Annotated in this window: 11 protein-coding genes; 7 read left to right on the forward strand and 4 right to left on the reverse strand. The window is 73.6% G+C overall.

Features of this window, described 5'->3' with window-relative positions:
• Window positions 1-37: 37 nt before the first annotated feature.
• On the forward strand, window positions 38-616 hold the full coding sequence (locus AMO33_RS30130) for a DUF4333 domain-containing protein (protein ID WP_011209660.1): 579 nt from the start codon (window positions 38-40) through the stop codon (window positions 614-616).
• Between the two features lie 3 nt (window positions 617-619).
• On the opposite strand, the gene AMO33_RS04590 is transcribed toward AMO33_RS30130, so the two are convergent.
• Both AMO33_RS04590 and AMO33_RS04595 read right to left on the reverse strand, forming a co-directional pair.
• The gene (locus tag AMO33_RS04590) at window positions 620-2,014 is read right to left on the reverse strand and encodes a metallopeptidase TldD-related protein (RefSeq protein ID WP_240327416.1); all 1,395 of its coding nucleotides are present in this window, start codon (window positions 2,012-2,014) and stop codon (window positions 620-622) included.
• The gene (locus AMO33_RS04595; RefSeq protein ID WP_060590742.1) at window positions 2,011-3,552 is read right to left on the reverse strand and encodes a TldD/PmbA family protein; all 1,542 of its coding nucleotides are present in this window, start codon (window positions 3,550-3,552) and stop codon (window positions 2,011-2,013) included. The genes AMO33_RS04590 and AMO33_RS04595 overlap by 4 nt, the downstream gene beginning before the upstream one ends.
• Window positions 3,553-3,696: 144 nt before the next feature.
• Between AMO33_RS04595 and AMO33_RS04600 the strand changes: the two genes are divergently transcribed.
• Window positions 3,697-4,362 (forward strand): TetR/AcrR family transcriptional regulator, encoded by a 666-nt coding sequence (locus AMO33_RS04600; RefSeq protein WP_229434659.1) that lies wholly within the window; start codon window positions 3,697-3,699, stop codon window positions 4,360-4,362.
• Between the two features lie 8 nt (window positions 4,363-4,370).
• Here AMO33_RS04600 and AMO33_RS04605 read toward each other — a convergent pair whose 3' ends face one another.
• Window positions 4,371-5,138 (reverse strand): TSUP family transporter, encoded by a 768-nt coding sequence (locus AMO33_RS04605; RefSeq protein ID WP_060590744.1) that lies wholly within the window; start codon window positions 5,136-5,138, stop codon window positions 4,371-4,373.
• Window positions 5,139-5,203: 65 nt separating this feature from the next.
• Here AMO33_RS04605 and AMO33_RS04610 point away from each other — a divergent pair, with 65 nt between their 5' ends.
• On the forward strand, window positions 5,204-6,382 hold the full coding sequence (locus AMO33_RS04610) for a sensor histidine kinase (RefSeq protein ID WP_060590746.1): 1,179 nt from the start codon (window positions 5,204-5,206) through the stop codon (window positions 6,380-6,382).
• A gap of 18 nt (window positions 6,383-6,400) precedes the next feature.
• Here AMO33_RS04610 and AMO33_RS04615 read toward each other — a convergent pair whose 3' ends face one another.
• Window positions 6,401-7,102 (reverse strand): DUF4132 domain-containing protein, encoded by a 702-nt coding sequence (locus AMO33_RS04615; RefSeq protein WP_060590748.1) that lies wholly within the window; start codon window positions 7,100-7,102, stop codon window positions 6,401-6,403.
• A gap of 116 nt (window positions 7,103-7,218) precedes the next feature.
• Between AMO33_RS04615 and AMO33_RS04620 the strand changes: the two genes are divergently transcribed.
• From AMO33_RS04620 to lnt, 4 genes are all read left to right on the forward strand, one after another.
• Window positions 7,219-7,878 (forward strand): response regulator, encoded by a 660-nt coding sequence (locus AMO33_RS04620; RefSeq protein ID WP_060590750.1) that lies wholly within the window; start codon window positions 7,219-7,221, stop codon window positions 7,876-7,878.
• 65 nt (window positions 7,879-7,943) lie between these two features.
• Window positions 7,944-8,423, forward strand: coding sequence for an FxsA family protein (locus AMO33_RS04625; RefSeq protein WP_060590751.1), 480 nt, complete (start codon window positions 7,944-7,946; stop codon window positions 8,421-8,423).
• A 76-nt stretch (window positions 8,424-8,499) separates the two neighbouring features.
• Window positions 8,500-10,092, forward strand: coding sequence for an amidohydrolase (locus tag AMO33_RS04630; protein WP_060590753.1), 1,593 nt, complete (start codon window positions 8,500-8,502; stop codon window positions 10,090-10,092).
• Entirely contained in the window at window positions 10,089-11,762 is a 1,674-nt protein-coding gene (gene lnt, locus AMO33_RS04635; RefSeq protein ID WP_060590755.1) for an apolipoprotein N-acyltransferase, read from the forward strand. Before AMO33_RS04630 ends, lnt begins: the two co-directional genes overlap by 4 nt.
• Window positions 11,763-12,492: the final 730 nt, after the last annotated feature.

The following is a 12,492-nucleotide window of genomic DNA, read 5'->3' on the forward strand; positions in this document are numbered from 1 at the left end:
TGAAGGCTCGCCCCTGCCCCGGGGGGAGGGATCGTTCATGACAGCACCGACGCGGCCACCGAGGGCGCAGCAGCCCTACCCGGTCGCCGAGACCCCGGAACCCGAGAGCACGGACGGCGGTTGGGTTTCCGTGCTGGTGGCCGCCGTCGTGGCCGCCGTCGCCATCGCGGTGGCCGGGGTGATCGCCGGACTGGTGGTGGTCAATCTGCGCGAGAGCGCCATGTCGGAGGCGCCGCCGAGTACGTCGGTGGCCGCCGCCCCCACCGCGCAGAACCCGGCGCCGATCCTGCCCGCGCTCACCACCGTGCCGCCGGTACGCACCACCGCCCCGGCGGCGGCGACCACCGCCCCGACGGCCTCGAGCTCCGCCGCGGCGACGTCGAACACGGCCGCCGCCACCGAGCTGGACCGGGCAGCCGTGCAGCGCGGGGTGACAACGGTGCTCACCGACTCGTACGGCATCACCGACGTGCGCGACGTGCGCTGCCCGGCCAGTATCGAGATCGTGCCCGGCGCCAGCTACGACTGCAGTGTGCGGGTCGGCGCCGCCGCGCAGACGGTGTCGGTGACGATCACCGATCTCGACGGCACCTACGAGGTGAGCAGGCCCTACTGAGCCTCAGGTGGCCTGGCTCACCGACGACATGTGGAAGTCGGGAATCCGCAACGGCGGCATGGCCGCGCGGGTGAACCAGTCCTTCCACTCCCGCGGCAGCGTCGCCTCGGTGGAGCCGGCCTCGGTGACCCGGCGCAGCAGATCCAGCGGGCTCTCGTTGAAGCGGAAGTTGTTGACCTCGGCGGTGACCCGGCCGTCCTCCACCAGGTAGACGCCGTCGCGGGTCAAGCCGGTCAGCAACAGCGTGGCCGGGTCGACCTCGCGGATGTACCACAGCGTGGTCAGCAGCAGGCCGCGCTCGGTGCGCGCGACCAACTCGGCGGTGCTCGCCGCCGAGCCGCCGGTGAGCAGCAGGTTCTCGCCCGGAACCGTCGGCGTGGCACCGAATTCGGCGGCGGTGGCGCGCGGATAGGCCAGCGCGTGCACCACGCCCTCGCGCACCCAGTCGACGCGGTCGGCGAGCAGGCCGTTGTCGAAGACCGACAGCGTCTCCGAGGATTCGGGGGTGGCGACGAACGGCCGATACGCCAGGCCCTCGGCACGCGGATCCGACCACAACGTCAAGGGCAGCTCGGTGAGCCGTTCCCCGATCCGGGTACCGCCGCCGGGCCGGGCGAAGGCGTTGTGGCCCTCGTGCGCGCCCCGGCCCTCCATCGCCCACATCAGCGAGATCATCAGATCCGCGACCGCCGAGGGCGGCAGCAGCGTCTCGTAGCGGCCCGCGGGCAGCTCGACCCGCCGCGCCGCCCAGTCCAGCCGCCCGGACAGTTCGCTGAGCAGCGCGGGCACGTCGACGTCGGTGAAGTCGGTGGTGCCCACCCCCACCCACGCGCTCGACGGCGCGTCCCGCGGTCCGCGTTTGCCGTTGATCTCCACCGAGCCGGTCGGCTGGACGAACCGCCTGCGCAGGCCGGTCGAGGTGCCCAGCCAGGTGGTGTGGACCTGGTGGTGGGCGAAACCGTAGAGCCGGTCGGCGCCGTCGAAGCCGTCCGCGAGACCGCGAGCCAGCTCGGTGAACACCTCGATGCCGGTGGTGCCGGGCTCGGCGGCCCAGTCCTCGACCGAGTCCGTGGAATCCAGCAGCGGCATGGCGTCTTTCGCCGGTTCGGCGGACCGGGCCGCCGCCTCGGCCGCGCGCACCACCGTCGCCACCTCGGCGGGATCGACGCTGGTGGAGCCGACGCTGCCCACGCGCGCGGCCCGCGGCCCGTCCCGGAAGATCGAGACGACCGCCCACTGCCGCGACACCGAGGCGCCGTTGGTGGTCATCGAATTGCCCGCCCAGCGCAGCGAGGCCTCGTGCGCGTCGGTGACCATCACGATGGTCTCGTCGGCGCGGGCCAGCGCCAGCGCCTGCTCCACGACCGCGCCCGCGGGCGGCACCCCCTGCACGCTCACCGGCCTGCCTCCGTCCGGGTGTTGAGAATGGTGATGCCGCGCACCAGGATCGACGGACAACCGTGGCTGACCGCCGCGACCTGGCCCGGCTGCGCCTTGCCGCAGTTGAACGCACCGCCGAGCTGCCAGGTCGACGGCCCGCCCACGGCCTCCATCGAGCCCCAGAAGTCGGTGGTGGTGGCCTGGTAGGCGACATCGCGCACCTGCCCGGCCAGCTCGCCGTTGCGGATGCGGAAGAACCGCTGCCCGGTGAACTGGAAGTTGTAGCGCTGCATGTCGATCGACCACGATTTGTCGCCGACGATGTAGAGCCCGTCCTCGACCCGGCCGATCAGCTCGGCGGTGCTGGTGTCGCGGGCGGGATCGGGTTGCAGCGACACGTTGGCCATCCGCTGGATCGGCACGTGGTGCGCGGAATCGGCGTAGGAGCAGCCGTTGGAGCGGTTCAGGCCGAGGCGCGGGGCGAACGCGCGGTCGAGCTGATAGCCGACCAGCACGCCGTCGCGCACCAGATCCCAGCGCTGCCCGGCGACGCCCTCGTCGTCGTAGCCGACGGTGGCCAGCCCGTGCGGTTCGGTGCGGTCACCGGTGACGTGCATGATCGGCGTGCCGTATCGCAGCGTGCCCAGTTTGTCCGGCGTGGCGAAGGAGGTACCCGCGTAGGCGGATTCGTAGCCGATCGCGCGATCGTATTCGGTGGCGTGGCCGATGGACTCGTGGATGGTCAGCCACAGGTTGGTCGGGTCGATCACCAGGTCGGTGGGGCCCGGGGAGACGGTCGGGGCCTTGACCTTCTCGGCCAGCCAGCCGGGGATGCGGGCCAGCTCGTCGTCCCAGTCCCACACGCCGTCGGCGCCGGTGACGTACTCCCAGCCGCGGCCGGCGGGCGCGGCCAGGGTGCGCATGGTCTCGAACACGCCCGCCGCCGAGTCCACGGTGATCGCCTCCAGCTGCGGATGCAGCCGCACCCGCTGCTGGGTGAGGACCGTCCCCGCGGTGTCGGCGTAGTAGGTCTGCTCCTTGACCTGGAGCACCGCGGCGCTCACGTGGTCGACGCCGTCGGCGGCGGCGAGGCGCTCCGAATAGTCCTGCAGCAGCGCCACCTTCTCCGCCGTCGGCACGGTGAAGGGATCGATGTCGTAGGCGGACACCCATTCCACGCCGGGATAGCGGGGTTCGGGAGCGAGTTCCACGCGCTCGCGGTTGAGTGCGCGCAGCGCGGTCGCGACGGTGACCGCGCGCCGGGCCACCTCGGCGGCCGTCGCCGGGGTGAGCGCGGCGTGGGAGGCGAAACCCCAGGTGCCGTCGACGATCACACGGACCGCGAAACCCAGGTCGGTGCTGTCGGCCACGGCCTCCACGCGCCCGTCGCGCAACCGGATCGACTGGGTGCGCAACCGGTGCACGCGCAGGTCGGCGTGCTCGGCGCCGGCGGCGCGGGCCGCGGTGAGCGCGGCGTCGGCGAGCGCGGCCAGTGGTAGCGCGCGGAATTCGGCGTCGACGGCCCGCCGTGGGCCGCCGGAAGTCGCGGTGCTCACCCCGGCAACGGTACCGCGCGGGCGCGCACGGCGGTCGGGTGAGGGTCCGGCGAACGGCCGAAATGCCGGTGAGCACAGGCACCGACGGCGCGCGCGACACGGTGGTTACCACGCGGTGGACGGCCGATGTCGTACTGTGCCCGCGTGCCGCCTTCTGCTCTTCGTGACCGCAAACGTGAACGTACCCGCCGCGCGTTGCTCGAGGCCGCCATCGAACTCTTCGAGACCCAGGGCTACGAACAGACCACGGTGGCCGACATCGCCGCCGCCGCGGAGGTGGGCACGCGCACGTTCTTCAACTACTTCGCCAGCAAGGAGGAGTTGCTCTTCCCCGACCCCGACGAGCGGGTGCGCGCCGCCGTCGCCGCGATCGCCGCACGCAGGCCCGGCGAGCGCCCGGTGGAGGTGCTGCTGCGCGCGTTGCGGGCCGCCGGCGACAATCCCGGCGAACACCTGGTGGACGACCTGAGCTCCCGGATCGCGGCGATGCGCGCGCAGGTCTCGCGGACCGTGCCCGCGGTGAGCGGCCGCGTCGCCCACGCCCAGCTGGTGACCCAGCGCGAGATCGGCAGGCACCTGCACGCGGCCTTCCCCGACGAGTTCGACGAGGTGGGCGCGGCCGCGCTGGTCGGCGCCGTGGTGGGCGCGGTGTCCGGTGCGCTGACCGTGCTGTTCCAACAGCCGCACGCCGCCGAGGACGGCGAGCGCCTGCAGCGCCGCATCCACGAGACCACCACGCGGGTGCTGCAGCCGTGGCTGGCGGCGGGCGCCGCCCCGGCCCGGTCCGAGCCCGAATCGCACACCGCCTGACCGGGCGATCAGCCGAACTGCTGCCAGCCGAGCCGGACGACCATCACCACCACCACGACCAGCAGCACGATCCGCACGAACTCCGCGCCCTTGCGCAGCGCCATCCGCGAGCCCGCGATCGCGCCCGCCACATTGGCCACCGCCATCGCCGCGCCGAGCGCGACCAGGATGTGGCCGGTGAGCCCGAAGAAGATCAGCGCGCCGACGTTGGAGCCGCAGTTGATCACCTTCGCCATCGCCGCGGCCCGCACGAACTCGGTGCCGAGCAGGGTGGCGAAGGTGATGATGAGGAACGTCCCGGTGCCGGGGCCGAGCAGGCCGTCGTAGGCCCCGATGAGGCCCGCGGCGAGGGCCACCACCAGGATCGTCTTGCGCCGCGTCGGCGGATCGGTGGCCATCGTGATGCCGATGGTGGGCCGCAGCGTGACGAACACCGCGACGCCGACCAGCACCACCATGACGATCGGGATGAACAGGTCGCGGTCGATCAGCGACACCGCCGCCGCGCCGAGCCCCGAGGCCACCGCGGCGATCACCGCGGCGGGCAGCAGCAGTTTCCACCGGATCGGCACCTTGCGGGCGAAGGTGAGCACCGAGGCGGTGGTGCCCGCGACGGCGGCGAGCTTGTTGGTGCCCAGCGCGGTGGCGGGCGCGATACCGGGCGACACCAGGAACAACGTGGGCAGCACGATCAGGCCGCCGCCGCCGACCACCGCGTCCACCCAGCCCGCGGCGGCCGCGGCCGCCAGCAGGGCGCTCCAGTCTGCGAAATCCACCCGGCAAGCCAATCAGACATCGGATGAATCCCGGCGATCGGTGCCCGCGCCCCTAGTCTGAGACGGTGCGACGGTTCAGTCTGTGGCTGCGCGGCAAGCCACTCGTAGCGGATTCGATGATGGCCTTCGCCCTGCTGCTGCTCGACCTCACCGGGATCGGCGACGCCGACCAGAAGGCCGTCTACCTGGTGCTGTCGGGCCTGCTGCCGCTGCCGGTGGCGTTCCGGCGGCGCTACCCGCGGTCCGTGGCCGCGCTCATGCTGGTCCTGGGGATCACCACCTCGGTCGTCGGCCACCTGCTCGACGATCCCGTGGCGCATCCGGCGCTGCTGGCGCTGGGCATCATGCTCTACACCCTGGTCGCCTACGTCGGCCGGCGCGAGGGCCTGATCCTGTTGCTCGGCCTGACGGTGGACTCGCTGGTGGCCCTGGCGCTGCTGGGGCAGCCGGTCCCGACGACGTTGCCGTTCGTCGCGGTCTACTACGCCCTGTGCTGGACCCTGGCCGAGTTCAACGGCGCCCGGCACGCCTACGACGCCGAGGTCGCGGCCCGGCTGGCCGTCGCCGACGACGAGATGCGCAGGCGCACCCACGAGGCGGTCGCCCGCGAGCGCACCCGCATCGCGCGCGAACTGCACGATGTGATCGCGCACGCGGTATCGGTGATCATCGTCCAGGCCGACGGCGCGCGCTACGCGTTGCGCCGCGACCCCGACGCCGCCGAACAGGCGCTCGGCGTGATCGCGGGCACCGGCCGCGAGGCACTGCGCGAGCTGCGCCGCACCGTCGCGCTGCTGCGCACCGAGCACGCCCCCGACCAGCTGCCGCAACACGGCAGCGCCGGCATCGCGAAGGTCGTGGAGATGATGCGCGGTACCGGCCTGGCCGTGGACCTCGAGCTGACCGGCGACATCGACGCCATCGCCCCGGAGGTGAGCCTCGGCATCCACCGCATCGTGCAGGAGTCGCTGACCAACACCTTGCGCCACGCCGGTGCCCATCCCAAGGCGTGGGTGCGGGTGCACCGGCGCGACCACGACATCCTCGTCGAGGTCGTCGACTCCGGCGGAGTGCCGGTGCACGGCCCTGACCCCGATCCCGCGGCCGCGATCCGGGGCAGCGGCCTTGGCCTGCTCGGCATGCGCGAGCGCGTGGCCGTGCTCGGTGGCACGCTCGAGGCCGGGCGCGAACCGGACGGCAGCTGGCGGGTGTGCGCGACGATTCCGCTCGAGCTCGACGAATGACCCGCCGCCGCACCGGAGTCAGTCGAGCGCGTGGGTGAGTTCGCGCACCACCTCGCTGGCCGTGACCGGATCGAGGACGCCGAACGCGGTGTCCCCGCAGCGGCTCCACCACGGCGCCGCGGGCTTGCCGGACAACTCGACCGCCTCGACCACCCGTTCGGACCCGGTCCACGGGTCGTCGGCGTCGAGACCGTCGTCCAGATGCAGCAGCACCCACAGGTCGCCGCCGACCGGCCGGTAGAGGTGGTCGTGCACGCCGTCGACCGGCCTGCCCAGCCGCCAGCCGGAGCGCAGCAGCCGCGACAGCGCGTGCGCGGGCACCATCCGGTGCGCGAACCGCTCGAGCGCGGTGGACCGGCGCTCGCGTTCGGTGAGCCGGTGCACCTCCCGCGCCAGTTGCGGAAAGGGCTGGCGCACGCGTTCTTCGGCGAACCGCGCCGCCCAGCGCGGCAGCTCGTGCGCCAGGTGCAGCGGGTGGGCGACGGCCACCCGGGCGACGTCGAGGCCGATGCGCCGGCCCGCGCTGTCGACCGGCGCGCCCCCGGCGTCGAGCCGGAAGGACACCCGCGGGGTCGACTCCTCGTCGTACCCCAGCCACACCAGCCGGCGGGACGGGTCGCACAGGCGGGAGTCCGTCCGGCACACCGAACGGTGTTCCCGGTCGGACCAGGTACGCCGCTCGATCATGGCGATCTCGAGGCGTCGAACATCTTCGTTCATGGGGCTCCATCACGACTGGATTCAGCGAACCGGACAGCCTAACGACGAGCACCGACACCACCGTCGCCGCCGCGGCGCCGTTCGGAGCGGGCCGGACGCGACGTTAGATTGGATCGGTGCCGATCACCGTACTAGTCGTCGACGACCAGGAATTGATGCGCATGGGCCTGAAGATGGTGCTCGGCGCGCACCCCGACATCGAGGTGATCGGGGAGGCCGAGAACGGCGCCGTCGCGGTCTCCCGCGCCAGGGAGTTGCGCCCCGACGTGGTGCTGATGGACGTGCGCATGCCCGTGGTCGACGGTGTCACCGCCACCACCCGCATCCTGGAATCCGGCGACGGCTGCAAGGTCCTGGTCATGACCACCTTCGACCTCGACGAACACGCGCTCGGCGCGCTGCGCGCGGGCGCGAGCGGCTTCCTGCTCAAGGACACCCCGCCCGAGGATCTGGTCTCGGCGGTGCGCAGCGTCGCCGCCGGTGACGCGGTGGTCTCGCCGAAGGTCACCAAGCGGCTGCTCGACCGGCTCATCGCCGACGATCCGGCGGGTATGCGCGACGCCGCGGTGCTGGACGTGCTCACCGCCCGCGAGCGGGAGGTGCTCGAGCAGATCGCCGCCGGTCGCTCGAACGCCGAGATCGCCGCGGAGCTGTTCCTGTCCGAGGCCACGGTGAAGACCCACGTCGGGCGGGTGCTGACCAAGCTCGGGCTGCGCGACCGGGTGCAGGCGGTGGTGCTGGCCTACGAAACCGGGTTGGTGCGGCCGGGCGGCTGACCGGCTCGGGAGAAAACTCCGGCGTTCGGACGTTGGGCAGGGTAGATCGTCCGGAAGGAGCGCCCATGCCCGCCCTGTTGTTCGTGCTGTACGTGATCGTCGAGGTCGCCGCGCTGGTCGCGGTCGGCCAGTGGATCGGTGTGCTGCCGACGGTGTTGCTGCTGATCGCGGGGTCGGCGGCGGGCATGGTGCTCGTCGGCGCGCAGGGCAGGCGGGTGTTCGATCAGTTCCGGCGCGTCGGCCGGGGCGAGGTCACACCGGGCACCGCGGTCGCCGACGGCGTGCTCGTCGCCCTCGGCGGTGTGCTGATGTTCGTGCCGGGCCTGGTGACCTCGGTGCTCGGCCTGCTCCTGCTGCTGCCGCTCACCCGCGGGCTGGTGCGCCCGGCGGTGACCGCGCTGGCCGCGCGCCGCGTCGGCCGCCTGGTGCGCACCGCCCGCTACGACGGCGTGGTGGTCGACGCCGACGGCGTGGTCGACGGTGTCGTGGTGCAGCAGTGGTACCACGACGGCCGGGGCACCCGCCGCGCCATCGACCCCTCCTGAACCGGTCGGTGTCCGGATCCGGGCGGCGCCCGCCTGGGGTCGGGCGGCGGATCGGCGTGCGGCAGACTGGGGAGCCGTGCGTACCCAGTTGCTGATCGGTGGCCGTTTCTACAGTTCGAGTTCGCCCGACGCGACCGCGATGGCGGTGCAGGACGGCACGATCGTATGGCTGGGCGCGGAGCAGCCGGGCCGGGCGCTGCACCCCGATGCCGAGATCGTCGACCTGGACGGCGCGTTCGTCGCCCCGGCCTTCGTCGACCCGCACGTGCACGTCACCGCGCTCGGCCTGCGACTGATCGGGCTCGACCTCACCGCCACCGGATCGCTGGCCGAATGCCTGGCCGCGGTGCGCGCCCACGCCGCCGAGCATCCCGAGGCCACGGTGCTCGGCACCGGCTGGGACGAGACGCGCTGGCCGGAGCGGCGCGCGCCCTCGGCCGAGGAACTGGACGCGGCCGCCGGGCCAGGACGGCGCGTCTATCTGGCGCGCGTGGACGCGCACTCGGCCGCGGTCTCCTCGGCCCTGCTCGCCCTCGTGCCCGCCGGAACCCGGGGTCACACGCCCGGTGCGCCGCTACGGGCCGACGCCCACCATCTGGTCCGCGCGGCCGCGCTGGCCGGCCTGGACCGCGCCCAGCGCGACCGCGCCCGGCGGGCCGCGCTCGATGCCGCGGCGGCGCACGGGATCGTCGCGGTGCACGAATGCGCGGGCCCCGACATCGCCGGCCGTGACGATCTCCGCGAGCTGCTCGACGTCGAGCACGGTGTCGAGGTGCGCGCGTACTGGGGGCAGGCGGTCGGCTCGGCGGCGGAGGCGACGGCGCTGCTGGCCGAGGTCGGCGCGCACGCGCTCGGTGGTGATCTGTTCGTCGACGGCTCGCTCGGTTCGCGCACCGCCCTGCTGCGCGCGCCCTACGCCGACGGGCCGGGCACCGGGGTGTCCTATCTCGACGCCGACGCGATCGGCGCGCACGTGCGCGCCTGCACCGAGGCGGGTATCCAGGCGGGCTTCCACGTCATCGGGGACGCGGGCATGGACGCGGTGGTGGCGGGCTTCGAGCAGGCCGTCGCCGCGCTGGGCGGTCCGGCCGTGGCCGCGCGCGGGCACCGCGTCGAGCACGCCGAGATGCTCGACGCCGCGCAGATCGACGCACTCGCCCGTTGGGGTGTGATCGCCAGTGTCCAGCCGGTTTTCGACGCGACCTGGGGCGGGCCCGACGGCATGTACGCCGCGCGGCTGGGCGCCGAACGCGCCGCCGGGCTCAACCCCTACGCGGCGATGGCGGCCGCGGGCATCGCGCTGGCGATCGGCTCCGACGCGCCGGTCACCGAGCTGAACCCGTGGGCGGCCGTGCGGGCCGCGAGCCTGCACCGCACGCCGGGGCACGGCATCTCCCCACGTGCCGCGTTCGCCGCCGCCACCCGCGGCGCCTGGCGGGCGGGCGGGGTCCGCGACGGTGTCGCGGGCACCCTGGTGCCGGGCGCACCGGCGTCGTATGCGATCTGGGAGGCGGGCGAACTCGTGGTGGCGGCCGCCGCCGACTCGGTGCAGCGCTGGTCCACCGACCCGCGCTCGCGAGTGCCCGGACTGCCTGCGCTGGAACCGGATTCGCCGCTGCCGCGCTGCCTGCGCACGGTGCACCGCGGCGTCACGATCTACCAGGCATGAGCGTGACGGGCGAGGGTGCGCGCGCGACGGGGCGGCGGGCGATCGGCAGTCCGGCGGTGTGGTGGCGCGTGCTCGCCGCGATCGTCGCGGGTCTGCTGATCTTCGGCAGCTTCCCGCCGCGCCCGCTGTGGTTCCTCGCGCCGGTCGGGGTGGCCGTGCTGGTGGCGGTGCTGCGCGACGGCACCCGGCTGCGCGGCGGGTTCGGGTACGGAATGCTGGCCGGGCTCGGCTTCTTCGTGCCGCTGCTGCCGTGGACGGGCATCTACGTGGGACCGCTGCCGTGGCTGGCCCTGTCGACCGCGTGCGCGGTGTATGTCGGCCTGTTCGGGGTGCTGGTGCGCCTGGTGGGCCGGTTGCCCGGCTGGCCGGTGTGGGTCGCGCTGGCGTGGGTCAGCGTGGAGTGGGCGCGGTCGAGTTTCCCGTTCGGCGGATTTCCCTGGGGCAGGCTGGCGTTCGGCCAGGCCGACGGCTGGTACCTGCCGTGGGCGATGATCGGCGGTGCGCCGCTGATCGGATTCGCCGTCGCGCTGACCGGCAGCGGCCTCGTGGCACTGGCGCGGCCGGTGTGGGCGGCGGTCCGCTCCGCCGACCGGTCCGCGCGGAACCGCTGGTCGCGCAGCGCGATTGTCGTCGCGGCCTGCTGTGCGGCTATCATGCCGGTCGCCGGAGTGATCCTCCGGTCCGCGCTGCCCGACCCTGAGACCGGGGACCGTACGATCACGGTCGCCGCGGTCCAGGGCAGCGTGCCGCGCCTCGGCCTGGACTTCAACGCGCAACGCCGGGCCGTGCTGGACAACCATGTCCGCCGCACCGAGGAACTCGCCGCCGACGTCGCCGCGGGCCGCGCCCCGCGCCCGGACGTGGTGATCTGGCCGGAGAACTCCTCCGACATCGACCCGCTGCGCAATGCCGACGCCGCCGCCCTCATCAGCCGCGCCTCGCAGGCCATCGGCGCGCCGATCCTGGTCGGTGCCGTGCTCGTCAACGACGACCGCACCACCACGAACTCGGTGATGGTCTGGAACGGTGCGGCCGGGCCGGGGGAGCGCCACGACAAGAAGATCGTGCAGCCCTTCGGCGAGTACCTGCCGATGCGCTCGTTCTTCCGGTTGTTCTCCGAATACGCCGACCGCGCCGGATATTTCGTGCCGGGCGACGGGGACGGCACGGTGCGCGCCGCCGATGTCGAGATCGGCGTGGCCACCTGCTACGAGGTCGCCTTCGACCGCGCCTTCCGCGACTCGTTGGCCGCCGGCGCGCAGCTGCTGACCGTGCCCACCAACAACGCCACCTTCGGCGACAGCGAGATGACCTACCAGCAACTGGCGATGTCACGGGTGCGGGCGGTCGAGCACGGGCGCGCGCTGGTGGTCGCCGCGACCTCGGGGGTGAGCGCGATCATCACCGCCGACGGCGCCGTCGCCGAGTCCACCCAGCTGTTCGTGCCCGCGGCCCTGGTGGCCGAGCTGCCGCTGCGCTCCGACACGACGCTCGCCACCCGGCTGGGCGGCGGTCCGGAACTGCTCGCGGTGGCGCTGACGGCGGGCGCGCTGGTGCTCGTCGTGGTGCGGCGCCGCCGAGCCACCGCCGCCACGGATGCCGCCGGCGACGCCTCCGACAGCGACGCCACCGCCGGCGACGTCCAGCCGGTCGCTGAGCAGGGCGACTGAGCCGGGCGAAAAAGGCGCTGATCGAACGGGGCGACCAAGCGCGGCGATCTCGCCGGGGGCGGCCGAGCCGTCCGGTCGGGCCGGGGCAATCGAGCCGTGCGATCGAGCCGGGGCGATCGAGCCGTCCGGTCGGGCCGGGGCGATCGAGCCGTCCGATCGGGCCGGGGCGATCGAGTCGTCCGATCGGGCCGGAGCGACTGAGCCGTCCGATCGGGCCCGGGGCGACTGAGCCGTCCGATCGGGCCCGGGGCGACTGAGCCGACCGATCGGGCCCGGGGCGACCGAGCTGGGCGATCGGGCCGGGGCGACCGAGCTGGGCGATCGGGCCGGGCGACCGAGCTGGGCGACTGACGCGGGCGGCCGAGCCGTCCGATCGAGCCGGGGGCGGCCGAGCTGGGCGATCGGGCCGGGGCGATCGAGCCGTCCGGTCGGGCCGGAGCGACTGAGCCGACCGATTGGGCCGGGGCGGCCGAGCCGTCCGATCGAGCCGGGGGCGGCCGAACCGTCCGATCGAGCCGGGGGCGATCGAGCCGTCTGATCGGGCCCGGGGCGAGTGAGCCGTGCGATCGAGCCGGGGGCGACCGAGCCGACCGACGGACCGGGGGCGACCGGGCCGGGCAACCGAGCCGCCACCGCCCGCTTCGCGCGGAAGATCCGGTTTGCTCCGTAGTTTCCGACACTGCACGAAGCGGTATTCGCTGAAGGATTGCTTCCGCGCCGATATCCCGCG

Origin of the sequence: Nocardia farcinica (assembly GCF_001182745.1) — a bacterium.
Taxonomy (GTDB): Bacteria; Actinomycetota; Actinomycetes; order Mycobacteriales; family Mycobacteriaceae; genus Nocardia; species Nocardia farcinica.